Source organism: Arthrobacter sp. Y3221159 (genome assembly GCF_059089885.1).
In genome coordinates this window covers 436,642-460,652 of sequence record NZ_JBNHFC010000001.1, presented here as the reverse complement: position 1 = coordinate 460,652, position 24,011 = coordinate 436,642, and the positions used below count along the sequence as shown (strand labels likewise).

The 24,011-nt window shown below is 67.7% G+C and carries 24 protein-coding genes and 1 riboswitch; of the genes, 12 read left to right on the top strand and 12 right to left on the bottom strand.

Annotation, left to right across the window (positions count from 1 at the left end; all coding sequences use genetic code 11):
- Positions 1–57: 57 nt before the first annotated feature.
- The 3 genes from AC5RT3_RS02185 to hemE form a co-directional block, all read right to left on the bottom strand.
- Entirely contained in the window at positions 58–1,041 is a 984-nt protein-coding gene (locus tag AC5RT3_RS02185; RefSeq protein WP_494123375.1) for a hypothetical protein, read from the bottom strand.
- Between the two features lie 106 nt (positions 1,042–1,147).
- A complete protein-coding gene (gene hemG / locus AC5RT3_RS02180) occupies positions 1,148–2,593 on the bottom strand; it encodes a protoporphyrinogen oxidase (protein WP_494123374.1) in 1,446 nt (481 codons plus the stop codon).
- Between the two features lie 3 nt (positions 2,594–2,596).
- On the bottom strand, positions 2,597–3,691 hold the full coding sequence (gene hemE / locus AC5RT3_RS02175; RefSeq protein WP_494123373.1) for a uroporphyrinogen decarboxylase: 1,095 nt from the start codon (positions 3,689–3,691) through the stop codon (positions 2,597–2,599).
- Positions 3,692–3,849: 158 nt separating this feature from the next.
- Between hemE and AC5RT3_RS02170 the strand changes: the two genes are divergently transcribed.
- Entirely contained in the window at positions 3,850–5,169 is a 1,320-nt protein-coding gene (locus tag AC5RT3_RS02170; protein ID WP_494123372.1) for a glutamyl-tRNA reductase, read from the top strand.
- Between the two features lie 70 nt (positions 5,170–5,239).
- Here the strand turns inward: AC5RT3_RS02170 and moeB are convergent, their stop codons facing one another.
- Positions 5,240–6,439 carry a molybdopterin-synthase adenylyltransferase MoeB gene (gene moeB / locus AC5RT3_RS02165; protein ID WP_494103011.1) on the bottom strand — a complete coding sequence of 400 codons (1,200 nt, stop codon included), beginning with the start codon at positions 6,437–6,439 and terminating at the stop codon, positions 5,240–5,242.
- A gap of 84 nt (positions 6,440–6,523) precedes the next feature.
- Between moeB and AC5RT3_RS02160 the strand changes: the two genes are divergently transcribed.
- The 3 genes from AC5RT3_RS02160 to AC5RT3_RS02150 are packed head-to-tail and all read left to right on the top strand — an operon-like array spanning position 6,524 to position 7,796.
- Complete coding sequence (locus tag AC5RT3_RS02160) at positions 6,524–7,189, top strand: TetR/AcrR family transcriptional regulator (protein WP_494008789.1); 666 nt, start codon at positions 6,524–6,526, stop codon at positions 7,187–7,189.
- A gap of 49 nt (positions 7,190–7,238) precedes the next feature.
- On the top strand, positions 7,239–7,463 hold the full coding sequence (locus tag AC5RT3_RS02155; RefSeq protein ID WP_009357701.1) for a DUF3107 domain-containing protein: 225 nt from the start codon (positions 7,239–7,241) through the stop codon (positions 7,461–7,463).
- A gap of 30 nt (positions 7,464–7,493) precedes the next feature.
- Complete coding sequence (locus tag AC5RT3_RS02150; RefSeq protein WP_494123371.1) at positions 7,494–7,796, top strand: hypothetical protein; 303 nt, start codon at positions 7,494–7,496, stop codon at positions 7,794–7,796.
- 78 nt (positions 7,797–7,874) lie between these two features.
- Here AC5RT3_RS02150 and AC5RT3_RS02145 read toward each other — a convergent pair whose 3' ends face one another.
- From AC5RT3_RS02145 to thiO, 4 genes are all read right to left on the bottom strand, one after another.
- Positions 7,875–8,210, bottom strand: coding sequence for a 4a-hydroxytetrahydrobiopterin dehydratase (locus AC5RT3_RS02145; protein WP_494008791.1), 336 nt, complete (start codon positions 8,208–8,210; stop codon positions 7,875–7,877).
- A 43-nt stretch (positions 8,211–8,253) separates the two neighbouring features.
- Positions 8,254–9,069 carry a thiazole synthase gene (locus AC5RT3_RS02140; RefSeq protein WP_494008792.1) on the bottom strand — a complete coding sequence of 272 codons (816 nt, stop codon included), beginning with the start codon at positions 9,067–9,069 and terminating at the stop codon, positions 8,254–8,256.
- 4 nt (positions 9,070–9,073) lie between these two features.
- Positions 9,074–9,310 (bottom strand): sulfur carrier protein ThiS, encoded by a 237-nt coding sequence (gene thiS / locus AC5RT3_RS02135; protein ID WP_494008793.1) that lies wholly within the window; start codon positions 9,308–9,310, stop codon positions 9,074–9,076.
- Entirely contained in the window at positions 9,307–10,629 is a 1,323-nt protein-coding gene (thiO, locus tag AC5RT3_RS02130; protein WP_494123370.1) for a glycine oxidase ThiO, read from the bottom strand. Before thiO ends, thiS begins: the two co-directional genes overlap by 4 nt.
- Positions 10,622–10,740: riboswitch (TPP riboswitch) on the bottom strand. It overlaps the preceding gene by 8 nt.
- Before the next feature lie 27 nt (positions 10,741–10,767).
- On the opposite strand from thiO, the gene thiE reads away from it, so the two are divergent.
- The 4 genes from thiE (at position 10,768) to AC5RT3_RS02110 (ending at position 15,961) form a co-directional block, all read left to right on the top strand.
- Positions 10,768–11,499: a thiamine phosphate synthase gene (gene thiE, locus AC5RT3_RS02125; protein WP_494123369.1), complete on the top strand. Its 732-nt coding sequence runs from the start codon at positions 10,768–10,770 to the stop codon at positions 11,497–11,499.
- An 83-nt stretch (positions 11,500–11,582) separates the two neighbouring features.
- A complete protein-coding gene (locus AC5RT3_RS02120; protein ID WP_494123368.1) occupies positions 11,583–13,094 on the top strand; it encodes an RNB domain-containing ribonuclease in 1,512 nt (503 codons plus the stop codon).
- Positions 13,095–13,394: 300 nt separating this feature from the next.
- Positions 13,395–15,080: a DEAD/DEAH box helicase gene (locus AC5RT3_RS02115; RefSeq protein WP_494050882.1), complete on the top strand. Its 1,686-nt coding sequence runs from the start codon at positions 13,395–13,397 to the stop codon at positions 15,078–15,080.
- An 8-nt stretch (positions 15,081–15,088) separates the two neighbouring features.
- On the top strand, positions 15,089–15,961 hold the full coding sequence (locus tag AC5RT3_RS02110; RefSeq protein ID WP_494050883.1) for a DNA-methyltransferase: 873 nt from the start codon (positions 15,089–15,091) through the stop codon (positions 15,959–15,961).
- A gap of 3 nt (positions 15,962–15,964) precedes the next feature.
- On the opposite strand, the gene AC5RT3_RS02105 is transcribed toward AC5RT3_RS02110, so the two are convergent.
- A complete protein-coding gene (locus AC5RT3_RS02105; RefSeq protein ID WP_494008799.1) occupies positions 15,965–16,813 on the bottom strand; it encodes a PHP domain-containing protein in 849 nt (282 codons plus the stop codon).
- 80 nt (positions 16,814–16,893) lie between these two features.
- Between AC5RT3_RS02105 and AC5RT3_RS02100 the strand changes: the two genes are divergently transcribed.
- Complete coding sequence (locus tag AC5RT3_RS02100; RefSeq protein WP_494123367.1) at positions 16,894–18,474, top strand: aminopeptidase P family protein; 1,581 nt, start codon at positions 16,894–16,896, stop codon at positions 18,472–18,474.
- An 85-nt stretch (positions 18,475–18,559) separates the two neighbouring features.
- On the opposite strand, the gene AC5RT3_RS02095 is transcribed toward AC5RT3_RS02100, so the two are convergent.
- The gene (locus tag AC5RT3_RS02095) at positions 18,560–19,510 is read right to left on the bottom strand and encodes a YflT domain-containing protein (RefSeq protein ID WP_494050885.1); all 951 of its coding nucleotides are present in this window, start codon (positions 19,508–19,510) and stop codon (positions 18,560–18,562) included.
- Positions 19,511–19,587: 77 nt separating this feature from the next.
- Here AC5RT3_RS02095 and AC5RT3_RS02090 point away from each other — a divergent pair, with 77 nt between their 5' ends.
- The 3 genes from AC5RT3_RS02090 to AC5RT3_RS02080 are packed head-to-tail and all read left to right on the top strand — an operon-like array spanning position 19,588 to position 22,686.
- Positions 19,588–20,871 carry a magnesium transporter MgtE N-terminal domain-containing protein gene (locus AC5RT3_RS02090; protein WP_494008802.1) on the top strand — a complete coding sequence of 428 codons (1,284 nt, stop codon included), beginning with the start codon at positions 19,588–19,590 and terminating at the stop codon, positions 20,869–20,871.
- Entirely contained in the window at positions 20,855–21,544 is a 690-nt protein-coding gene (locus AC5RT3_RS02085) for a DUF1003 domain-containing protein (RefSeq protein WP_494103002.1), read from the top strand. The genes AC5RT3_RS02090 and AC5RT3_RS02085 overlap by 17 nt, the downstream gene beginning before the upstream one ends.
- Positions 21,544–22,686 (top strand): Mrp/NBP35 family ATP-binding protein, encoded by a 1,143-nt coding sequence (locus AC5RT3_RS02080; RefSeq protein WP_494123366.1) that lies wholly within the window; start codon positions 21,544–21,546, stop codon positions 22,684–22,686. Before AC5RT3_RS02085 ends, AC5RT3_RS02080 begins: the two co-directional genes overlap by 1 nt.
- A 49-nt stretch (positions 22,687–22,735) precedes the next feature.
- Here AC5RT3_RS02080 and AC5RT3_RS02075 read toward each other — a convergent pair whose 3' ends face one another.
- Together AC5RT3_RS02075 and AC5RT3_RS02070 are read right to left on the bottom strand one after the other, a co-directional pair.
- Positions 22,736–23,146, bottom strand: a complete 411-nt coding sequence (locus tag AC5RT3_RS02075; RefSeq protein WP_494050887.1) for a twin-arginine translocase TatA/TatE family subunit — start codon at positions 23,144–23,146, stop codon at positions 22,736–22,738.
- Positions 23,147–23,215: 69 nt separating this feature from the next.
- A complete protein-coding gene (locus AC5RT3_RS02070) occupies positions 23,216–23,998 on the bottom strand; it encodes an anti-sigma factor (RefSeq protein WP_494050888.1) in 783 nt (260 codons plus the stop codon).
- Positions 23,999–24,011 lie beyond the last annotated feature (13 nt).

Here is a 24,011-nt window from a genome sequence, read left to right as displayed (position 1 = left end):
GAAGTGGCCAAGATCACACCGGGCCTCCGTTCCCCCTCTGTCCCAGTCGCTCCGGCGTTAGAGATTGCGCAGGCGGAAGAGCACCAGGCCAGCCGCACCTGCCACACCCACCAGTCCGGACCCGAGCCACACCATGGCACTGCGCGGCTCCGGCTGGGGCTTGAGCGTGGCGCTGCTCCGCGCACCGGTGCCGGTGCTGTACGGCGTCCACGCCGAGTGGGCCCGGGGTGTGCTGTTCAGTGGCGCGCCGCCAGCTTGGCTGCCGGGCGCCGCACCTGCCGCCGGGTTTGTGGCCGGGCCGGTGGAATGCGACTGCTGGGCCGCCGGAGCCTTTGCGGATTCACTGGACGCAGCGGCGACGGAACCAGCCGGCGTTTGGCTGGCATCTGCAGCGGCGGGGGTCCCTGCGGCCGTGGTCCCCGGAACGGCCGGGGCAGTGGGGACTGTCGTCGCTGCGGCGGCGGACGCCGCCGGTGACGATGCCGGGCCGGTCTGCGATGCCGCGGCGCCATATTTCGTTTGCGTTGGAGCGGCTGCAGGTGCGGTGCCGGTGGATGGAGCCGCAGGAGGGGTACTGCCCGTCGGAGCGTAGGAAGGCGACGGTGTTGGGGTGGGGACCGCCGTCGCGGTCGGGGAAGGGGTAGCCGTTACCGCCGGAAGGAGTGCCGGGGGCAAAGACAGCACCAGGGCGGAGGGCGATGCCGACGGACGCGGAACAGCGGTCTCCTGCGCGGACTTGTCCTTGCCTGACCCCTTGCCGCTGGAGTCCTTCCCGTCCCTGTCCTGGCCCGGCGCTGCCTGCAGGGCCTTACCGGCGCTGCCCCGCTCGGATGCCTCCGGCGGCTGGGAGCCTGTTTCCTGCGCCAGCGGGATTGTCCGGGTGCCGGGATCAGCCAGCCCTTCGTCTGCTTGGGACGCCGTGGCGCCTGTGGCTAGAACCAGTACCGCTCCGATCGCCGCTGCATAACTGCCGCGCCGGATTCCCCCATGGATACCGGTCCGGGATATTGAAAGCTCGGACCTGTTGTGAACCATAGTCATCGACCCTAACCATGGAGCAGAAGGAATTGAAAGCCGGTGAAACGGGGTTGGACCAACCGCCGGATGCGCCGTTTGCACTCAACCTCGGGCTGACCAGCGAAGACGTTCAGCTTGCGAGGTTCCGGATCTGTTGTTGCGTGTCGGACACCACGGCGGCGAGCCCGTTGCCGGCAACCCAGCCACCCACCACGGCAAGGCCGCCCGCCGCGTTGCAGGCTTCACGAATGGCCGCCACCCTCGCGCGGTGGCCGACGGCCGCGAACGGCAGGGCCCCGCGCCAGCGGACCACGTCCCAGTCAAGGATGGTTTCCCTGCTGATGTCCACACCCAGCAGGGCTGAGGCGTCGCACAGTGAGGCGGCCAGGAGTTCATCGTCCGTTTCGGGACCGGCCGGCTGCCCCCCAGCGCCGTCCACGCGGCCATACGACAGCCGCAGGACGTGCCGGCCGGGGCCCGCAGCTGCAGCCAGCCAGTCCCACTTGCCCGTGGCGTGCGTCAGCGCCTTCGCCGCAATCCCCGGGGTCTGCGGTGCCACCAGGACGCCCGTGCCGCGGGGGCGGCGGTCGAGGGCGGGATTGTCCAGCACCAGGGTCACGAGCTTGACGTCGGGCCCGGGTGCCGGTTTCTTGCCGGCGACGGCGGGCACCGGCCCGGCCAGGAGGTCGACGGCGGCTGGACCGTCCACCGCCACCACCAGCAGGTTCGCGTCGAAGGCCGAGCCGGTCGACCGTATGTGCCACCCGTCCAGAGTGCGGTTTATAGCGACGGCGGGTGTGCCGGACAGCAGGGCGACTCCCTCCCCGCGAACGGCTTCCATCAGCGCGGTGACCAGCGTGTGCATGCCGCCTTCCAGGCCGGCGACGGCGGAGCCTGCTTTGGCGGGTCGCCTTTCAGCGGACGCAGCTGCCGGGGCGGCGCTGCGCCGCTGGGCGGCAATGGCGGCTGCGAGGGAACCGTGCTGCCGGAGGCGGGCGCGGAGCCCGGGAGCCACCATGTCAACGTCCAGCAGCCCGGGATCGGCCGAGTGGACGCCGCCCACCACGGGGGCGACCAACCGCTCCAGGACGCGGGTGCCCATCCGGGCATGGACCAGCGCTGACACGCTGGTCACCTCCTGCCGGTTTCCCACCGAGGCCGGCAGGATCCGGTCCAAGGACGCCCGGAGGGAACCCAGCAGCCCAAGGGAACGCCGGACCTCCGGGTCCCAGGGGTTGGCGGGGATGCCCAGCACACCCGTCTTAGGCAGTTCCCGCGGACCTTCCGGCAACTGGACCCACGCACCTCCCGGCCGGGGACTAACGATGTTGCCGCCAAGCCCAAGCTCGGCGGCCAGGCTTGCGACGGCGCCGGACCTTGTGGCGAAGGACTCGGCGCCGCTGTCCAGGGTGAGGCCGGCCACCACATGGCTGCCCACGCAGCCGCCCCACTCATTGCCGGCTTCAAGGACGGTGACCCGGTATCCCGCGAGAGCCAGTTCCCGCGCGGAGAGCAGCCCGGAGATGCCGCCGCCCACCACCAGCGCGGTCTGTGCCGTGGCCGGCGCGCTGCCCACGGACTACTCCGGGGAAATGGAGTGGATGAGCTTTACCACCCGGGTCAGGACATCGGGGTCCGTCTCAGGGGGCACGCCGTGGCCCAGGTTAACAACGTGTCCGGGTGCGGACGAGCCTGCCGCAATGACCTCGCGGACATGGGCTTCAAGGATTTCCCAGGGGGCCGGAAGCAGGGCGGGATCAATGTTTCCCTGCAGCGGTACGGTGCCGCCCAGGCGGCGGTTGGCTTCGTCAAGGGGCAGCCGGTAGTCCACGCCCACCACGTCGACACCCACATCCTTCATGGCCACCAGGAGCTCCGAAGTGCCGGTGCCGAAATGGACCAGCGGGGCGCCGAGGTGCCGCACGTGGTCCAGCGCACGGGTTGAGGCAGGCGCGACGTACCGGGTGTAGTCGGCCAGGCCCAAAGATCCGGCCCAGGAGTCGAACAGCTGGCCCGCGGAGGCTCCCGCCTCAAGCTGTGCGCGGAGGAACATCCCGGACGCGTCGGCAGCCCAGCTGGCCAGGGCAGACCAGGTCTCCGGGTCGGCGTGCATCATGGTGCGCGGCCCCAGGTGGTCGCGGGAGGGCTTGCCCTCCACCATGTAGGCAGCCAAAGTGAACGGGGCGCCGGCAAAACCGATCAGGGGGGTCTTGCCGAGCTCGGCCACCGTCAGCCGGACGGCTTCCCGGATGGGTTCCAGCGCCTCCCAGGTCAGCTGCGGCAGCGCTGCCACGTCGGCTGCCGTGCGGACGGGCTTATCAAGGACAGGACCTACTCCCGGAACGATGTCCACGCCAACGCCGGCGAGCTTCAGCGGGATGACGATATCGGAGAAGAAAATGCCTGCGTCAACGTCGTGCCGGCGGACCGGCTGGAGGGTGATCTCAGACGCCAGCTCCGGCCGCAGGCAGGAGTCCAGCATGGCTATGCCCTCACGGACCTTGAGGTACTCGGGCAGGGAACGCCCCGCCTGCCGCATGAACCAGACGGGACGGCGGGAGGGTTTGCCGCCGCGGTAGGCAGTGATGAGCGGGGAGTCCGCGGTGCGGCCGTCCAGCAGCGGATGGTCAGCGGCAAGGGCGCCGGCAGCAGAGACGGCAGGGCTAGAAGTCATGCCATTGATTCTGCCGAAGATCAGCGCCAAAAGATAACGACAGCCTGTCATCCCGCAGCCAAATTTCCCGCCGTAGCAGGAATCACAAGCCCAGGTACCCCCGGGACCGGGCAGGGAGTTGTTCTACCGAGGAACGAAAAAGCTATGATTGGTCTGCTGTGGTTCTTTTTTCATTGGTGGCTACACACGCCGACATCGACCTTGAGACCGTTGCTCAGTTGAGCAACGGTTCCTCTGGGATTGCCACAAACGCCCTCTCCGGATCGCCGGCGGTGACAGGCGCAGTCGTCCTCGCCACCTGCAACCGCTACGAGATCTATGGCGAGGCGCCCCATCCGGATGATGTAGAGGCCGCGCGCGCGGCGCTTGTCGCCCAGATCAGCGAGGCCAGCGGACTAAGCGAACCGCTGGTATCCCGCTCCTTCAGCACCCGCACCGGCCCTGAAGTAACCCAGCACCTCTTCGCCGTCAGCGCAGGGCTGGACTCCGCCGTCGTCGGTGAACGGGAAATCGCAGGCCAGGTACGCCGCGCACTCATCACCGCCCAGCATGAAGGCACCGCAAGTGCGGGTCTGGTCCGGCTGTTCCAGGCCGCCTCCAAAACCGCAAAGGACGTAGGCGCCCAGACGGCGCTCGGTTCGCGCGGCCTGTCCATCGTGTCCGTCGCCCTGGACCTTGCAACAGATCTTTCTGAAAACCAGGACTGGTCCACCAAGAAGGTGGTGGTCTTCGGGACCGGAGCCTACGCCGGCGCCACCATGGCATTGCTCCGCGAACGCGGCTGCACGGACATCTCCGTCTTCTCCTCCTCCGGCCGGGCGGAAGCGTTCGTCGCCACGCGCGGCGGCACCGCCCTCGACGAGGATTCCCTCAATCCCGCCGTTGCCGCTGCGGACGTCATGATCGGCTGCAGCGGTTCAGACGCCCGGGTGGAGGCCGATGAACTGGCCCAGGTCCGCGCCAACTCCCCGCAGCCGCTGATCGCCATCGACCTGGCCCTCACCCACGACTTCGACCCCGCCGTCGGCGATCTGGACGGCGTCGAACTCCTCACCCTGGAATCGGTCCGCCTCGCCGCGCCGCAGGAACAGGCCGAATCGCTGGCCCAGGCAAGCAGCATCGTCAAGGGTGCCGCCACGGCTTTTGAACAGGAACGCGAGGCCCGGTCCGTGGATTCCGCCATTGTTGCCCTCCGCCGCCACACCATGAACGTCCTGGACGCCGAAATGGAAAAAGTCCGGGCCCGGCACGGCTGCACCGCCGCTGCCGAGGAAGTGGAGTTCGCACTCCGCCGCATGGTCAAGCAGCTGCTGCACGTTCCTACGGTCCGTGCCCGGGAACTGGCGGCCAACGGCCAACAGGACGAGTACGTGGCGGCCCTGGAGGCCCTCTACGGCATCACCGTGGAGCAGCCCGCCGCCCGCCCGTCCGCCCAGGCAGATTGCCCAGTGGACCATCGGGGCCTCGAAAGCGCCTGAACCACACATGCCCTATCAGATATGGCTCCGAAAATCCTGTTTTGGGAGCCATATCTGATAGAGCAGCGGGTCAGTAAACGGGCTTGTGCGGTTCCACCTCGCGCACCCATGAGAGGATGCCGCCGTCGAGATGGCTGACGCGCTGGTAGCCCGCCTTCTGCGCTGCCGCCAGGACGTTGGCCGACCGTGTCCCTGCCTTGCAGAGAAACACGATGTCCCGGTCCTGCGGAATTTCCGCCCACGCGTCGCCGGCCAGGATCCGGCCCTGCGGGATCAGGACTGCGCCGTCGATCCGGACGATCTCGAATTCACCGGGCTCCCGTACGTCCACCAGCTCAAAATCCTTGAGCCCGGCTTTCCGGGACGCCAGCATGGTGGCCAGCTGCGTTGCGGTCACAGTGTGTTCGGTGTCCGACGGCGCCGCCGGCGTGATGCCGCAGAAGGCCTCATAGTCCGTCAGCTCCGTGATGGGTTCCGCCGCGGGATCCTTCGATACCCGGATCTCCCGCCAGCTGCCGCCCAGGGCGTCGAACAGCGCCACACGGCCCAGGAGGGAACGTCCGACGCCGGTGATCAGCTTGACTGCCTCCGTAACCATCAGCGACCCCACGGCCGCGCACAGCATGCCGAAGACTCCACCCTCGCCGCAGGAGGGAACAGAGCCTGCGGGCGGCGCTTCGGGGTAGAGATCGCGGTAGGTGGGGCCGTGCTTTTCCCAGAACACGCTGACCTGGCCGTCGAACCGGAAGATGGAGCCCCAGACGTAGGGCTTGCCCAGGATGGCTGCGGCGTCGTTAACCAGGTAACGGGTGGCAAAGTTATCCGCCCCGTCAAGGATCAGGTCGTAGCCGGCGAACAGTTCCAGGGCGTTGGAGGCGTCCAGCCGGACATCGTGGAGGCGGACGTCCACCAGCGGGTTGAGCGCGGCGATGGCGTCCCTGGCCGATTCGATCTTGGGCCTGCCGACGTCGGCCACACCATGGATGACCTGGCGTTGCAGGTTGCTGAGGTCAACGGCGTCGTCGTCAATGATCCCGATGGTTCCCACGCCGGCCGCCGCCAGGTAAAGCAGCGCAGGTGATCCCAGCCCGCCGGCACCGATCACCAGGACTTTCGCGTTCTTGAGCCGCCGCTGCCCAATGGTCCCGATCTCGGGAATGATGAGGTGCCGCGAATAGCGCTCCACCTCGGCAGGGGTCAGCTCACCAGCCGGTTCCACCAGGGGATCCAGGGAAACAGAGGAAACATTTGCGGTGAAAGTCGAAGCCATACTTCAATGTATGCCCAGGGATACCGCCGGGTCATATTACCCCGCAGTAAAGTGGAGCTAACCGCAATGGAAAGAAGGACAACCGTGGTCCCTGAAGCACGGGCTGACCGCCCTCCCGCCGCCGAACCGCAGGCGACCCCGCGGCCGGCAGGCCAGCGCTCCGCCCGGCTGCCGCGCGACGAGCGCCGCGCCCAACTCCTTTCCGCAGCGCAGGAAGTCTTCGTGGCCAACGGCTACCACGGAGCCGCCATGGACGAGATCGCCGAGACGGCCCACGTCAGCAAACCCGTCCTGTACCAGCACTTCCCTTCAAAGCGGGACCTGTACCTGGCACTGCTGGAAAGCCACTTGGCCTCCCTGACCGAGCTCATGCTGGGTGCCCTGAACTCCACCACGGACAACAAGGAACGCGTGCAGGCCGTGATGCGGGCCTACTTCCGCTTCATCGCCAATGACGACCAGGCCCACCGGCTGGTCTTCGAATCGGACCTGATCAACGATCCGGATGTCAGTTCCAGGCTGGAAACATTCAACCGGACCTTCGCGGACGCGATCGCACGCGTCATTGCCGAGGACACCAAGCTCCCCCATCTCGAAGCCGAACTCCTGGGCCGGGGGCTGGCAGGAATGGCCCAGGTCAGCGCCCGCTACTGGCTTGAAACGGACGGCAACCTGGACCTCGATGTGGCCAGCGACCTCATCTACCGTTTAGCTTGGCGCGGAATCTCTCGCTTCCCCAAAGAGTCCTAGACTACAAATAAGACATCATCCATGAACTTTGACTGGCTGGGAGGCCCCTGTGGAAATTAAGATCGGCGTTCAGAACGTTGGCCGCGAGATTGTGCTCGAATCGACCCAGGACGCCGAGACGGTGGCCAAGGTTGTGGGCGAAGCCATCAATGCCGGCAGCGAGCTGCGGCTGACCGACGACAAGGGACGCCTGATCATTGTTCCCGGCAATGCCCTCGGCTATGTGGAAATCGGCGCCGAAGAGGTCCGCCGCGTAGGGTTCGGCCAGTTCTAGCCCGGAACCACGGACGTCCCTAGGAGATCCATGCTTTCCCTGACCATCGTTGTTCTGGCAGCGGTTGCCGCAGGCTTCATCGTCTGGGCGAATGACAGGCGGCACGCCAAGTATGGCGCCGGCCTGCCCGCAGGCGTTGCCGTCGTTGCCGGGGTCTTGACCTGGATCATCCTGATGATGGCAGGCTTTGGCTACCGGCCGGGCCTGACGTGGCTCCCGTGGGTCCTGCCCATCGTCCTTGGAGTTGCCGCCGCCGTGGCCGCGGTCCTCTACCTGGGCCGCAGCCGCGCCCGTCTGGACACGCAGCGGCTCACTGCCATCCTTCGCCGCTAGGACCGGGAACTATCCCGAAAACACGCGTGGCCGCCGCCCTCCGGGGCGGCGGCCACGCTCACTTAAGCGGCTTGGCGGCTAGCTTCCGGGGTAGCGCGACGGTTCCGCCTTCGCCCCCACGGCGGCCGCCGCCTCGCTGGCTCCTGCCGCAGCGGTGAGGTCCCGTCCGGTCACCTGCCCGCCTGCGTCATGCGAGGTGTAGCGGATGAAGACGCGGTTGTAGCGCCAGTCCAGGTCCGGGTGGTGGTTCTGTTCCTCAGCAATGCGTCCGACGGCGGCAATCAGCTCGAGTGCGGCAGCCGCCGTCGGCGTCTTGAAGACGGTGACCAGCCCGCCGTCGTGGTACCGCCAGTCGGGCAGCCCGGCGAGGGCCTGGTGGATCTGTTCCTGGGGAAGGGCATCTTTGCCGGCCACTGCTGCTCCTTGCTTGAGGGGCATCAGCCGGCACGGTCCCGGCCTAGAGGAACTCGGCCCGGCCTTCCATTGCCGACGATGCCAGCGCGTGTTCGCGGCGGGGAATGCGGCCCGCCGCTTTCGCCAGCCTACCGGCGATGACGGCGTGTTTGAATGCCTCCCCCATCAGGGCCGGATTCTGCGCCCGCGTGACCGCCGTGGCCAGCAGCACGGCGTCGCAACCGAGCTCCATGGCCAGGGCGGCGTCGGAGGCCGTACCGATCCCGGCGTCCAGGACCACCGGGACGGAGGCGCGGGAGACGATCAGCTCGATGTTGTGCGGGTTCAGGATTCCCAGTCCCGTGCCGATGGGCGCTCCCAGCGGCATCACGGCGGTGGCGCCGAGGTTCTCCAGCCGCAGCGCCAGGACCGGATCATCATTGGTGTACGCAAACACCTTGAAGCCGCGGTTCACCAGCTGTTCGGTGGCCTCCACCAGCTCGACGGCGTCGGGAAGGAGGGTGTGCTCGTCGGCAATGACCTCGAGCTTCACCCAATCCGTTTCCAGCGCCTCGCGGGCGAGTTCGGCAGTGAGGACGGCGTCCCGGGCAGTGAAGCAGCCGGCGGTGTTCGGCAGTACCCGGATGCCGTGGTCCACCAGGAGCTGGAACAGCGAGCCCGTCTCCGCCGTCGAGTAGCGCCGCATTGCCACGGTGGTCAGGGACGTGCCGGAGGCCAGGAGTGCTGCGCCAAGCCCGTCGAGGCTCGGGGCGCCCCCAGTCCCCATGATGAGCCGGGACGCCAGGGGCACCCCGTCGATAACCAGGGCATCGTCCAGGTTGGCAACGGCCGTGGTGGTCAGGGTATCGGATTCGGTCATCGTGTCAGCCTCCCTGCACTGCCGTGACAAGCTCGACGTCGTCACCGTCGGCGAGCGCCGTGGCGAACCATTGGCTCCGGGGAACAACCTGTGCGTTGTGCGCCACGGCGACACCCAGCCTGTTCCCGTCCTTGGCCTGGCCGTCAGCCCCCACGGTACGGCCGGTGACCTCGCTGATGAGGGTGGTGATGGAGGCCCCCTCAGCCACCGTATGGTGGTTTCCGTTCAGGGTGATATTCATGCTGTCTCCTTGATGTTGACGCTTGCAGCGGAGGTTTCGCGGCCGGAGAAGCGGCCAGGGTCGAACGTTTTCCAGCGGGGGTCCGCGGTGCCGTCCATCAGGTCCCGGCAGATGGCGCCGGCTGCGGGTGACAGGAGGACGCCGTGCCGGAAGAATCCGGTGGCCATGATCAGGCCGGCGATGTGCCCGCCCGGGTTGGAGCCCGGAGCGGCGGGCACCCTGCCCAGCAGCGGGGCGTTGTCCGGGGTCGCCGGCCGGGCCCGCGCCGTACATTCAAGCAATTCCAGCTCGGCCACGGCCGGGACCAGGACCTGCGCGTCCCGGAGTAGCTGATAGACGCCGCCTGCGGACACCGTTCCGGCAGCGGACCGGAGGGCTTGCGGGGGTACGGCACCGGCCCCGGCGAGGGCATCCTCACGCTGGGTGGCTCCGATCACCACCGTTCCGTCCTCCCGGGGGACGATGTACACCGGCACGCCGCGGACCAGGCCGCGGACGGTGGCCGTCACCAGCGGCCGGAGGTGCTGCGGTACGGCGAGGCGGAGGATGTCCCCGTAGACCGGCCGCAGCGGCAGGTGCAGGCCCGCGGGCAAGTCCATCAGCGCAGCGGCATCCAGTCCATTGGCCACCACGGTTTCTCCGGCCAGCACTGTGCCGCCGCCGGCGAGCCGGGCTCCCGCAACAGTGCCATCAGCCCACAGCAGGCCCAAGGCCCTGTCCGGCACCGCGTAGCCTTCCGCTGCGCCCGCAACTGCGGGGCCGCGGCCGGCGGCTTCCCCGGCGAGGGCGTTGCGAAGGCAGGACACCAGGAGCCGGGGATCCACCTGGTGGTCCGCGGGGGTGTCGAGGGCACACGCGATGGCGGGGCTGAGCAAAGGTTCCCGCCGCCGCGCCTCGCGGACGGTCAACGGCTCAACAGCCAGGCCATTGGCCTGCTGGACCGCGCGCAGGTCCATCAAAGCCCGGCGGTCGGCGGCGTCGGCACCCACGGCGAGGGTCGGCGTCGTCAGGTACCCGGTTTTCTCCCCGGACGCACAGGCCAGGTCCGCGATGAAGCCGGGCCACCGGGCGGAAGAGGCCAGCATCAGGTCCAGGAGGTCCTCTTCCTGGTAGTGCAGCTCGCTCACCGGTGCGAGCATCCCGGCGGCCGCCCAGCTGGCGCCGGAGCCGGGGGCGTCGTCGATCAGCGCGACGCTGCGGCCTGAGCGCTGTGCTTCCCAGGCGATCGCGTGGCCCACCACTCCGCCGCCGATGACTGCGACGTCGGCCCTGATGGTGCCGTTGGGGGGCTGCGGGGGTGCTGTGTTGGGGGTGCCCATGTGTCTCCTTCCCTACGCCGGAATTACCCGGATCAGGTCAAGCGGTCGGCTCTGACGCCCTCTCAGCCCGGCGCTTTATGACAGCTGCCGCAGGCTCCCGCAGTACGAGGCAAGTGTAGAGGAACTAGGCTTGCAGCCATGAATGTGTCCCACTCCGCTGCCGCTGCCGGCGCCTCCGCAACCGATGCCTTCACCACCGCCGAGGGAACCGCAGGGCTCAAGTCTGCCCGCCTCTATCTGTGTACTGACGCCCGCGCTGACCGCGGTGACTTCGCGGATTTCGTGGATGCCGCCTTCACCGGCGGAGTGGACATTATCCAGCTCCGCGACAAGACCATCGAGGCTGCCGAGGAGCTGGAACTGCTGGCCGTCCTCAGGGAGGCTGCGCAGCGCCATGGCCGGCTGTGGGCAGTGAATGACCGCGCCGACGTCGCGGTGTTGTCCGGCGCGCCGGTGTTCCACATCGGGCAAAAGGACCTCCCCCTGCCCGCGGCACGCACCCTGCTGAACGGCAACGCCGCCATTGGACTCTCCAGCCACACCCCGGAACAGGTTGATGCCGCACTCGTTGCCGCCGCAGGGCCTGCCGGATTGGACTATTTCTGCGTGGGGCCGGTCTGGGCCACCCCCACCAAACCGGGCCGGGCCGCCGTGGGACCGGAGCTGGTGAAATACGCTGCGGCAGCCGCGGCCAAAGCCGGCAACGAGGTGCCGTGGTTCGCCATCGGCGGCATCGACCACTCCAATATCAGCGAGGTGGTGGAAGCGGGAGCCCGGAGGATTGTGGTGGTGCGGGCCATCACCGAAGCGGCGGATCCCGCCGCGGCGGCGGCCTCACTCCTGGCCGTTTTGGACGCTGCCGCGTCCTGACCTGCCGGTGGGGCAACACGGCCCTGCCTTCTATCCCGCCAATGGCCTGCATATTCGGCGGTCTTCGGGCTAGGCTGATTTTCGTGTCACACCATCGGCTGGCTCCCAACGTCCATGAGCACAACAACGCGCTGGAAGAGGCCCTGGGCGCGCTGCGGACCGAGCTGGAGCTGCCCGGGCCATACCCTGAGCACGCGGTCCGGGACGCCGAAGCGGCCGTGGCCGCGCTGGAGCTTCCGTCCCACGACCTGACCGGGGTCGAATTCATCACCATCGATCCGGCCTCGTCCACGGACCTGGACCAGGCGCTGTTCATAGAGGCCGACGGCGACGGCTACCACGTGTTGTACGCCATCGCCGACGTTCCGGCCTTCGTGAAGCCGGGCGGACCGCTGGACCAGGAAACGCGGCGCCGCGGGCAGACCTTCTACGCCCCCGACGGCCGGATTCCGCTGCATCCGGAGGTCATCAGCGAAGGGGCGGGGAGCCTGCTGCCTGGCCAGGAGTGCCCGGCCTTCGTCTGGGACTTCCGCCTGGACGGCAATGCCGAAGTCACCTCTGCCACAGTCAGACGGGCACGGATGCGCAGCCGCGCCAAGCTGAGCTACAAGGGCGCGCAGGCCCAACTTGACACCGGTACCGCATCCCCGGTCCTGCAGCTGCTGAAAGAGGTTGGCCTCAAGCGCGTGGAGCTGGAACGCGCCCGTGACGGCGCCAGCCTGAACATGCCGGAGCAGGAGATCGTCCAGCTCCCCGACGGCGGATACCGCATCGCCGCCGCGCCGCAGCTGCCCGTGGAGGACTGGAACGCCCAGATTTCGCTCATGACGGGCATGGCTGCCGCGCAGCTCATGCTGGACGGCAAGGTGGGCATCCTGCGGACCATGCCCGCGCCGGACGAACGCTCCCTGAACCACTTCAAACTCCAGACGGAGGTGCTGGGGAAACCGTGGGACGGCGAGGTCAGCTACGGCGAGTACCTGCGCAGCCTGGACCCCACCGAACCGCGGCAGCTGGCAATCATGCACTCGGCGGGGATGCTGTTCCGCGGAGCCTCCTACACCGCTTTTGACGGCAGCGTACCGGAGGCTGCTGTGCAGGCCGCCATCGGCGCGGCCTACGCGCACACCACCGCTCCCCTGCGCCGGCTGGTGGACCGCTTTGTGCTGGTGATCTGCGAGGCTCTCAGTAACGGCGGCAACGTTCCTGGCTGGGCGCGGCAGGCCCTGCCGACGCTTCCCGAGATCATGGCCGGCTCGGACCAGCTGGCGTCCCGGATGGAGCGGATGGCGCTGGATACCGTGGAGGCCGCGCTGCTGGTCAACCATGTGGGCCAGGAGTTCGATGCCATCGTCATCTCCGGCTCGAAGCCCCAAAAGGACAACGGCAACGGCGGCAGCCCCCGCAATGGGAATGGGAAGAACGGAAACGGGAAGAACGGAAACGGCAACGGCGGTTCCGGCATCATCCAGATCGCCGAACCTGCCGTAACAGCCCGCTGCGCCGGCGACCTGGAGTCCGGCACCAAGGTCCGCGTCCGCCTGCTTTCCTCCGATATTGCCACCCGCGAGGTCCACTTCGAACTGGTCGCCTGACGCCCGTTGCGGGCCCGGCTTCCCGCCCCGAAGGGTGCAAAAGCCGGTATTGCGGCACTGTACGGCTAGACTGGAGAAGTAGAAATGGATGCCCGGTCGTTGATTTCCTTGATTTGAAACCAACAAGCCCGCCCCTACGCGATCTTGAGATTTGCCCGCTGGTCACCAGTGCCAGCATTAGATAGCCCGCGATCGGCTTCCACTGGAAATGCTTGTGCGCCCGAGCGTGCTCCGGACCGGCCTTGCGGCCGGCCCGTCGAGCAGGCAGCGCCAATGCCCAAATGAATAAGGAAACTCCCTGTGAGTGAATTGCATACCCACCAGCTTCTGACGGACGAGACCGGCACCGAGGTGATTGAGCCGGAAGAGACCATCATCTCGGACGAGAAGCCGCACGAAATCGCGGAGAAGTCCTTCTCCGACTACAACGTCCGCGAGGACATCGTCGAATCGCTTGCCGACGCCGGGATCACCCACCCCTTCCCCATCCAGGCCATGACCCTGCCGGTGGCACTGTCCGGGCACGACATCATTGGCCAGGCCAAGACCGGCACCGGCAAGACCCTCGGTTTCGGCATCCCCGCCCTGCAGCGCGTCATCGGCCAGGACGACCCCGGCTACGCCAAGCTGGCGGTCCCGGGTGCACCACAGGCCCTGGTGATTGTCCCCACCCGCGAACTGGCAGTCCAGGTGGCCAACGACCTGCAGACCGCATCCCGCAAGCGCAACGCGCGCATCGCCACTATCTACGGCGGCCGTGCCTACGAGCCGCAGGTGGAAGCGCTGAAGCAGGGCGTGGAGGTTGTGGTGGGCACCCCCGGGCGCCTTATCGACCTGTACAAGCAGAAGCACCTGAGCTTGAAGAACGTCAAGATCGTGGTCCTGGACGAGGCCGACGAGATGCTGGACCTCGGGTTCCTGCCCGATGTCGAGACCCTCATCGCCGCCACCCCGGCCGTCCGGCAGACGCTGCTGTTCTCCGCCACCATGCCCGGCCCGGTCATCGCGATGGCCCGGCGATACATGACGCAGCCCACCCACATCCGCGCCGCCGATCCGGACGACGAGGGGCTGACCAAGCGCGATATCCGCCAGCTGATCTACCGCGCTCACAGCATGGACAAGACCGAAGTGGTGGCCCGCATTCTGCAGGCCCGGGGCCGCGGACGCACCATCATCTTCACCAAGACCAAGCGCACCGCCGCCAAGGTGGCAGAGGAACTGGTGGACCGCGGCTTCGCCGCCGCCGCCATCCACGGCGACCTGGGCCAGGGTGCCCGCGAGCAGGCCCTGCGCGCCTTCCGCAACAACAAGGTGGACGTCCTGGTGGCCACCGACGTAGCGGCCCGCGGCATCGATGTGGAGGACGTAACCCACGTCATTAACTACCAGTGCGTGGAAGACGAAAAGATCTACCTGCACCGGGTGGGCCGCACCGGCCGCGCCGGCAACAAGGGCACCGCCGTCACCTTCGTGGACTGGGACGACATGCCGCGCTGGGGACTGATCAACAAGGCCCTGGGGCTGAGCGTGCCCGAGCCTGTCGAAACCTACTCCTCCTCGCCGCACCTCTACACCGACCTGGACATTCCCGAAGGCACCAAGGGCCGGCTGCCGCGCGACAAGCGCACCCTTGCCGGTGTGGACGCCGAGGTCCTGGAGGACCTGGGCGAAACCGGGAAGAAGAACAGCCGCGGCGGCGGCCGCGGGGACGGCCGTGACCGTGCCGGGCGCGGACGCCAGGATTCCGGCAGCCGCGAAGGTGGCCGTGAAGGTGGCCGTGGCGGCGAGCCCGCTGGCCGCTCCGGTGAGCGCCGTCGTCGTACGTCAGGCCCGGCGGCAGCCTCCGCGCCCGCCGGCGAAGCTGGACAGAACGACGGCGAGCAGCCCACGCGTGCCCGCCGCCCCCGTACCCGCACCCGCCGCCGCAACGGCGAAGTGGTTGCCGGCACTGACAAGGGCGCACAGCCTGGCACCGAGGGCTAACTGCCCCGATGACTGACACTGTTTGGGCGCCGGACGGCGGCAGCCTGGTGGTGCACGCGGACAACGCGGAGTACCTCCCCACGCTGCCGGACGGCGCCTTCACACTGATTTATGTGGATCCGCCCTTCAACACCGGCAGGCCACAACGGCGCCAGGAAACCAGGATGGTGGCCAACGCCGAGGGCGGCGGCGACCGCGTGGGCTTCAAGGGCCGCTCCTACGACACCATCAAGGGTGCTTTGCACCGTTACGACGACGCGTTCAGCGACTACTGGTCCTTCCTGGAGCCGCGGCTCGTGGAGGCGTGGCGACTGTTGGCCGAGGACGGGACGCTGTACCTGCACCTCGACTACCGCGAGGTGCACTACGCCAAGGTGATGCTGGATGCCATCTTCGGCCGGGAATGCTTCCTGAACGAGATCATCTGGGCTTATGACTACGGCGCCCGCGCCAAAAACCGCTGGCCCACCAAGCACGACAACATCCTTGTGTACGTCAAGAACCCCGCCAAGTACCACTTCGACAGTGCCGAGGTGGACAGGGAACCGTACATGGCTCCCGGCCTCGTCACCCCCGCCAAACGGGAACTGGGCAAGCTGCCCACGGACGTCTGGTGGCACACCATCGTCTCCCCCACCGGCAAGGAAAAAACCGGCTACCCCACGCAGAAGCCGGAGGGCCTGGTCCGCCGCGTCGTCGCCGCTTCAAGCCGTCCCGGCGACTGGTGTCTGGACTTCTTCGCCGGCTCCGGAACCCTGGGTGCGGTGGCGGCCAAGCTGGGCCGCAAGTTCGTCTGCGTGGACCAGAACCAGCCCGCGGTGGACATCATGGCGAAACGGCTGGGCGCGCACGCCACGCTCGTCAGCCGGCAGCCCGGCTAAGCGTCAGGAACGGACGACGGCGGTCCCCGTACCCAGTTCCTCGATCCTGGCCAGGGCTTCCGGGGACGTGAGGTTCTCGCCCAACAGGTTGGGTTTGCCGGTGCCGTGGTAATCGGAGGAACCGGTCACCAGCAGGTCGTGCTTCGCGGCCAGCCGCCGGAGGAAGGCCCGCCCTTCCTCCGCGTTGTCCCGGTGGTCGATCTCCAGGCCTGCCAGGCCGGCGTCGATCATCTCCAGGTAGGTGCGCTCCCCCACGGTCCTGCCCCGAGCGGTCGCCACCGGATGGGCAAACACCGGGACGCCGCCGGCGGCGCGGACAAGTTCGACGGCGGTGGCGGGGTCGGGCGCGTAGTGCTGGATGAAGTAGCGCGACCGCGAGGTGAGGATGGTGGCGAAGGCCTCGGAGCGGTCCTCCACCACACCGGCGGCCACGAGGGCGTCGGCGATGTGGGGACGGCCGAGGGTGGCGCCAGGCGCCACATGGTGTATGACGTCGTCCCAGGTGAGCGGATAGTCCTCGGCAAGGAGCGTGACCATCCGCTCGGCACGCGTGAGGCGGGCGTCCTTGGCCTTGGTGATTTCCTCCAGCAGGCCGGCGTGTGCGGGGTCGTGCAGGTAGCTCAGGAGGTGAACGCTGATGCCTTCAGCGGTCCGGCAGGACACCTCCATCCCGGGCACCAGGGCCACGCCATGCTCAACAGCCGCCGCGGATGCTTCCTCCCATCCGTCTGTGGAGTCGTGGTCAGTCAGTGCCACCACGTCCAGCCCGGCGCGGGCGGCGGAGGCCACCACGTCGGCGGGTTTCTCCGTGCCGTCGGAAACATTGGAGTGGGCATGCAGGTCAATCCTCACCTGTCCAGACTAGTAGACCCGGCACCGCCCCCGGCGGAAGCCCGTTCGCATCGCCGCGGAGCTGGTGAGACGATGGTCCCGTGAACGATGCCGATAACACCCTGAACTCTGCTTCCCAGCCGTTGGAAGAGCGTGTCAACAACCGCTCGCAGCGGCCCAGTTCCGACGCCTTCAAGGCCTTCATGGCCAGCAACTGGGCACCGGCCAGCGAGGAGCTGCCGGGTCGTGATGCTGTTGCTGCTTATGCCGCGACCCGCCGCAAGACCATTTCCGCCAAGTTCAAGGGCGAACGCCTGGTGATCCCCGCGGGCCCGTTGAAGGTCCGCTCCAACGACTGCGACTACCGGTTCCGCCCGTATTCCGGTTTCGCGCACCTGACGGGCCTGGGCCTGGACCACGAGCCGGACGCCGTCCTGATCCTTGAGCCAGTTGAGGAGGGAAAGGGCGACGACGGCGGGCACCACAGTGCCACGCTCTACTTCCGTCCGTTGGCCGGCCGCGACACGGAGCAGTTCTATGCCGACGCGCGGTCAGGGGAATTTTGGATCGGCGCCCGGCCCACGCTGGCCGAGTTTGAGGCACGCTTGGGCCTGGCGACGGCCCACATCGACCAGCTGGAGACGGCCGTCACCAAGGATGTTGGCGCCCCGGAAATCGGCGGCATCTCCATCCGGCTGGTTCGCAAAGTGGATGAAAATATTGACGCGCTTGTGGACACCGCCCGGTACAACACCGCCAGGGATCCGGAAAACCTGGATCTGGGCGTGTTCGACGCCCTGGACGAAAAGCTCAGTGAGGCCCTCTCCGAGCTGCGCCTGCTCAAGGACGAGTGGGAGATCGAACAGATGAAGACTGCGGTGGCAGCCACCGTTGAAGGTTTCGAGGAAGTGGTGAAGTCACTGCCCCGCGCCCTTACCCATGCCCGGGGTGAACGGGTGGTGGAGGGAGCCTTCTTCGCCCGGGCACGCGAGGTGGGCAACGAAGTGGGCTACGACACCATCGCGGCAGCCGGCAACAATGCCACCGTGCTGCACTGGACCCGCAACACCGGGAAGGTCCACGCCGGCGAACTGCTGCTGCTGGACGCGGGCGTGGAGGTGGATTCCCTGTACACAGCGGATATCACGCGCACCCTGCCGGCCGGCGGGGTTTTCAGCGACGTGCAGCGCAAGGTCTACCAGGCAGTGCTGGACGCCGCGGATGCAGGGTTCGCCGCGGCCCGGCCCGGCACCAAGTTCCGCGACATCCACACTGCCGCCACCACCGTGCTGGCCGAACGGCTGTCCGAGTGGGGCCTTCTGCCTGTCAGCGTGGAAGAGGCCATCAGCCCCGAAGGCCAGCAGCACCGGCGCTGGATGCCGCACGGCACCAGCCACCACCTGGGTCTGGACGTCCACGACTGTGCCCAGGCCAAGCGGGAACTCTACCTGGACGGCATCCTCACCGAAGGCATGGTGTTCACTATCGAACCCGGCCTGTACTTCAAGGCCGAAGACCTGGCGATCCCGGAGGAATACCGCGGCATCGGTGTCCGGATCGAGGACGACATCCTGATGACCGCCGACGGCCCGGTCAACCTCAGCGCCGCCCTGCCCCGCAAGCCGGAGGACGTGGAGGACTGGATGGCCGGGATCTATCGCGACGCGGAAAGCGGCCAGTAGTACCGATCAACAAAAGCGGGGCCACCCGGCGGGGACTGGATCAGTCCTTCACCGGGTGGCCCCGCTTCTTGCTAAAGGGACGGGCCTACTGGCGCGGATCCGCCGGCCGCTGCGGGCCCTCGGCGCCCTGGCTGCCCTCGGTGCCCGGCAGGTTCTCACCCTGGGCTGTTTCGTCAGGTTGTCCGGACACGGGAGCGGTACCGGGCTCGGCGGCGGGAGCCTGGGGCAGCCGCACGCCGTACTGGGGCCGGCCATCCGGGAGGTCCGGGTAACGGACCGAACGCGCAGGCGCAGGGGCGGGCGTCTCCTCCTGGCGCGGGCCGCCGTCGTAATTCTGGCCGCCCTGCTGCTGGCCGCCGGGGTAGCCGCCGTTCTGCACGGAAGACCCCGTGGACTGGCCGTACGGGTCCTGCCAGCCGGACGGGCGCGCAGGCCCCTGCCCCGGCTGCTGGTGGTGCTGGTCCTGCTGGTACGGCTGGTTGTAGTAGTCACGCTGCGTGTACGGTCCGCTGCCCGCTGCCGCATCGGAACGGGTCATCGGGAGCTGCTGCAGGAGCCGGCGGGCCTCATGGGCGGCCTCCGGCGAAACGACGACGTCGTAACTGGTGGCAACCACCTGGCTGGTGGACGTGAAGTCCCGCTTGCCGCGCTGCATGGCGTAGGTGACGATGCCAAACAGCATGAAGAACGCGGCGCCCATCAGGACGGAGGTAAGGATGGAGAAGTACCCCGGCGACGGCGCGAAGAAGGACAGCAGCACACCGACGAACAGGCCGAACCACATGCCGCTCAGCGCCCCCGAGAGAGCCACCCGGGGGTAGCTCAGGCGCCCCGTCACCCGTTCCACCATCTTCAGTTCGTTGCCCACGATGGATACCATCTGAACCGGGAACTGCTGGTCGGCGAGGTAGTCCACCGCCTTCTGGGCATCCAGGTAAGAGGTGTAGGAGCCGACGGTGTCGCCGGTGGGAACGGCCCTGGCTTCGTCCATGCCGTTGGGGCCACCTGCCTTGGGAGCACCAAAAATGTTTGCCATACCCCCATTCTTGCCCATCACCATGGATGCTGCCTGGGAATTCAGCTAAAAGAGAGCAGACTCGGTAGCCTGTAGGAGTGAGCACAACACCTACCCGAGTCTTCGTTGCGCGCCTGCTTGGACTCGACGTCTTCGACCCGTTGGGTGACCGGCTGGGCCGGCTGCGCGATGTTGTTGTGCTGTCCCGCGGAACCCAGGGAGCCCCGCACGTGGTGGGCATCGTGGTGGAGGTTCCGGGAAAGAAGCGTGTGTTCGTTCCGATGACGCGCATTACCTCCATCGACCAAAGCCAAATCATCTGCACCGGCCTGGTGAACCTGCGGCGCTTTGAGCAGCGCGGCGCGGAAACGCTGGTGGTGGCCGAGATGTTCGACCGCCGCGTTACTCTGCGTGACGGCAGCGGCGATGCCACCATCGAAGACATCGCCATGGACCAGAGCCGTTCCGGTGACTGGTTCGTCAGCAAACTGTTCGTCCGGCGTGGACATTCGCTGTCCCCCCTCAGCCGGCTGCGCCGCAACGAGACCCTGATCATTGACTGGGCAGACGCGCTGCAGGGCCCGCGCACGGAGCCGCAGGCCGCCACCCAGTTCGTGGCAAACCACGAGGACCTCAAGCCCGCGGACTTCGCCGAGGCCCTCCAGGAAATGAGCGACAAACGCCGCTTCGAGGTGGCCAGCGAGCTTCAGGACGAGCGCCTGGCCGACGTCCTGCAGGAACTGCCCGAAGACGACCAGGTGGAGATCCTCTCCGCCCTGGACGTCCAGCGCGCCGCCGATGTGCTGGAAGAGATGGACCCGGATGACGCCGCCGACCTTCTCGGCGAGCTTCCCTCCGCGCAGGCGGAGGAGCTCCTGCAGCTGATGGAGCCGGAGGGCGCCGAGGACGTCCGGCGCCTGCTGGAATACGACGAGGACACCGCGGGCGGCCTGATGACGCCGGTGCCCGTCATCCTGCCACCGGAGGCCACCGTGGCAGAGGCGCTGGCCCATGTCCGCCGGGAGGAATTGTCTCCAGCCCTGGCCTCCTCCATCTTCATTTCCCGGCCGCCGTTGGAAACCCCCACCGGACGTTTCCTGGGCGTGGTGCACATCCAGCAGCTGCTTCGCTTTCCCCCGTACGAGCCCCTGGGAAACCTGGTGGACAAGAACCTGGAGCCTTTGTCCGACCAGGCGCATATCAGCGAGGTGGCCCGGACCCTCGCAACCTACAACCTGAACTCCCTCCCGGTGGTCAACCACACCGGCCGCCTTGTGGGGGCGGTGACTGTTGATGACGTCCTTGATCATCTGTTGCCGGATGATTGGCGCGCCCATGATGGCGAAGCCCCGATAAGAAAGCTCGGTGGACGCATTGGCTGACAACAGCGCTCCAAAGAACCCCAACCAGAGGGTCCCCGGCCGGGGTGCGGCAAAGGGCGGCAGCCTGGACACGCCGCTGAGTGGACGCCAGCGGATCCTGCCCAAGTTCTCCCCGGATCCGGACGCCTTCGGCCATGCCACCGAAGGTTTCGCCCGTTTCATGGGAACGCCGCAGTTCCTGGTGTACATGACGGTGTTCGTCGTCGTCTGGCTTGCCTGGAACACGTGGGCGCCCCTGGAGTGGCAGTTCGATTCCAAGGACCTCGGGTTCACCCTGCTGACCCTGATGCTGTCGCTGCAGGCCTCGTACGCGGCGCCGCTGCTGCTGCTGGCCCAGAACCGGCAGGACGACCGGGACCGGGTCTCCCTGCAGCAGGACCGCCAGCGTGCCGAACGCAACCTGTCCGACACCGAGTACCTCACCCGGGAACTGGCGTCGCTGCGGATCGCACTGCGTGAAGTGGCCACCCGCGACTACGTCCGGGCCGAGCTGCGGTCGCTGCTCGAAGACATCCTGGACGCGCAGGAAGAACTGCGCAGCCACGACCAGACGGGCCCGGGCAGCCACGAGTCCCCGAAGGACAAGCTGCGGGAGCAGCGCGACCGGCAGCGCAATCCCAGGACGCAGCAGATCCCCAGGATCAAACCCGGCCACTCCAACCAGGACCGTTAATGAATGAACGTACCGCCAGCCCCGGGTTGGCCGAAGCAGTCACGGCTGCGCTTTCCACCGTCATCGACCCCGAGTTGAGGCGTCCCATCACGGAACTGGGAATGGTGGACTCAGTGAAGGTCTCCGACGACGGCCGGGTCAGCCTGACCGTCCTGCTCACGATTGCCGGCTGCCCCCTCAGGGATACCATCACCGCCGACTCCGAAAAGGCGCTGGGTGCTGTAGCGGGTGTCACCGCCGTCGACGTGGACCTGAAAGTCATGGACCAGGCGCAGCGGGACGCACTGAAGGAAAAGCTCCGCGGCGCCGGCGGTCAGCGTGGCATCCCTTTCAACCAGCCCGAGTCCCTCACCAAGGTCTTCGCCGTGGCAAGCGGAAAAGGCGGTGTGGGGAAGTCCTCGGTCACTGTGAACCTTGCCTGTGCCATGGCCGCGCAGGGCCTGCGGGTGGGCATCGTGGACGCGGATGTCTACGGCTTTTCCGTTCCTGCACTGATGGGAATCAGCCAGGCGCCCACGCGCGTGGACGACCTGATCCTGCCGCCAGTCGCCTACGGCGTGAAGGTGATCTCCATCGGCATGTTCGTCACCGGCAACCAGCCCGTGGCCTGGCGCGGGCCCATGCTGCACCGCGCCCTGGAGCAGTTCCTCACGGACGTCTACTTCGGCGACCTGGATGCGCTGTTCCTCGACCTTCCGCCGGGCACCGGGGACATCGCCATTTCGGTGGCCCAGCTGCTGCCCAAGGCCGAGATCCTGGTGGTCACCACTCCCCAGGCCGCTGCAGCGGACGTCGCGGAACGCGCCGGCGCCATCGCAACCCAGACGGGCCAGAAGGTGGCGGGCGTCATCGAGAACATGTCCTACCTGGAGATGCCCGACGGCGGCCGGATGGAATTGTTCGGAAGCGGCGGCGGCGCGGTCCTCACCGAAAGGCTGACGGCCACCGTGGGTGCGGAGGTGCCGCTGCTCGGACAGATTCCCCTCGATATCCAGCTCCGTGAAGGCGGCGACACGGGTGTTCCGATCGTTATCGGCCAGCCCGGAACTCCTGCGGCTGCTGCGCTGTCAGGGATCGCCGGCCGGCTGGCATCGGTGCCGCGGGGCCTGGCGGGCATGAAACTCGGGCTTCAGCCGCGCTGACCGGCTGGCCGGTTCCTGGCCCTGGCAGGGGCTACGCGCGGGTGGATTCCTAGGTGGCTTCGGTATCGTACGGCGCAGCTTCGCCTGCGGGGAGGGACTGCACCACTCGCTGCGGCCGTGCCGGAGCCCCCTCCACGGCGGCAACGGCGGCCGCCCCTGAGACAGCAGCCACTGCGGCGGGTGCTCCTGCGCTGACGGGTTTGGCATCGTCCTCGAGCAGCGCTTCCTTGATGATGCGCCGGGGATCGTACTGGCGGGGATCGTACTTCTTCCAGTCGACATCGTCGATGTCGATGCCCACTTCTTCCTTGATCTGCTCACGGGCGCCGGACGCCATGCGGCGGACTTCCTTTACCAGGTTCGCCAGTTTCTGGGTGTATTCGGGCAGCCTTTGGGGGCCGATCACCAGGATGCCGATGAGCAGCAGAAGAAAAAACTCCGGGCCGTTGATTCCAAACACTTTAGGAAGATTACCCTCTCCGGGCTGCCGGTGACGATTTCCGTCCCGCGGGTACGGACCATGCCTGTGTCACCGGGTAAAGAGGGCCACGATGTTGTTGATCCCGCGCTGCATCCGGGCGCCCAGGGACTCCTCCGGCCCGGACCCGTCCGGTTCGTGGACCGCGGCGGCCACCCCGGCAGTGGACTGGCTGGCCAACCGCTGCAGGATCGGCACGGCGTCGTCAGCCTGGTCTGCCGGAAGGTTGGACTCGTATGTGAAGGTGCGGGCGGGTGTCCTGTAGGTGGCCGTCCACGGGGAGGTCCCGCCCAGCTGCAGCGGGCTGTCCAGCTGGGCGGATACAGCCTGGCCCTGCGTGCCGGTAGCGTGCTGCTCGGTGACGGTGGCGTAGTGCGATCCGTCGGTGAGTCGAAGTGACACAGCGGGCTGGCCGTCGATGACCACGGCCCTGGCCGATTCGAGCTGGAAGCCCATTGCCTCCAGTTCCGGGCAGGCCCAGCCCTCGGCGCGCAACCTGCCGAGCTGTTCCTTCGTGAGCGTACGGCCATCCGCGGGGGTCTGCGAGGAGACTTGGGAAAGCGCCGCCGAGGTAGCTGCCCCTGCTGCGGTTTCGGGGTCGCCGGCGGCAGCAAAGGCGCCCACGGCGAGGACGCCGGCGGCGGCGACGGTACTTCCGGCCGTCACGGCCAGCATCCGGACTGCCGTCCGCGGCGGAGGAATGTGGGCGGCGGCAGGCAGTGGCTCTGCAGCCAGCACCGATGTGCGGGCCAGTAGGCGCGCCGTCAGGTCGTCACTGGCCGGGGGGATGGGTGCCTGGCGCAGCCGCTCCAGGTACTGGCGTTCGCGGCGCATGGCCGAGGCACAC

What these genes read in the sequence shown, in the direction of transcription:
- AC5RT3_RS02185 (WP_494123375.1), bottom strand. Translation starts at nt 1,041, where the DNA reads ATGACTATGGTTCACAACAGGTCCGAGCTTTCAATATCCCGGACCGGT.
- hemE (WP_494123373.1), bottom strand. Translation starts at nt 3,691, where the DNA reads ATGACTTCTAGCCCTGCCGTCTCTGCTGCCGGCGCCCTTGCCGCTGAC.
- moeB (WP_494103011.1), bottom strand. Translation starts at nt 6,439, where the DNA reads ATGGCTTCGACTTTCACCGCAAATGTTTCCTCTGTTTCCCTGGATCCC.
- AC5RT3_RS02150 (WP_494123371.1), top strand. Translation starts at nt 7,494, where the DNA reads ATGCTTTCCCTGACCATCGTTGTTCTGGCAGCGGTTGCCGCAGGCTTC.
- AC5RT3_RS02140 (WP_494008792.1), bottom strand. Translation starts at nt 9,069, where the DNA reads ATGACCGAATCCGATACCCTGACCACCACGGCCGTTGCCAACCTGGAC.
- thiS (WP_494008793.1), bottom strand. Translation starts at nt 9,310, where the DNA reads ATGAATATCACCCTGAACGGAAACCACCATACGGTGGCTGAGGGGGCC.
- thiO (WP_494123370.1), bottom strand. Translation starts at nt 10,629, where the DNA reads ATGGGCACCCCCAACACAGCACCCCCGCAGCCCCCCAACGGCACCATC.
- thiE (WP_494123369.1), top strand. Translation starts at nt 10,768, where the DNA reads ATGAATGTGTCCCACTCCGCTGCCGCTGCCGGCGCCTCCGCAACCGAT.
- AC5RT3_RS02110 (WP_494050883.1), top strand. Translation starts at nt 15,089, where the DNA reads ATGACTGACACTGTTTGGGCGCCGGACGGCGGCAGCCTGGTGGTGCAC.
- AC5RT3_RS02095 (WP_494050885.1), bottom strand. Translation starts at nt 19,510, where the DNA reads ATGGCAAACATTTTTGGTGCTCCCAAGGCAGGTGGCCCCAACGGCATG.
- AC5RT3_RS02080 (WP_494123366.1), top strand. Translation starts at nt 21,544, where the DNA reads ATGAATGAACGTACCGCCAGCCCCGGGTTGGCCGAAGCAGTCACGGCT.
- AC5RT3_RS02070 (WP_494050888.1), bottom strand. Translation starts at nt 23,998, where the DNA reads ATGCGCCGCGAACGCCAGTACCTGGAGCGGCTGCGCCAGGCACCCATC.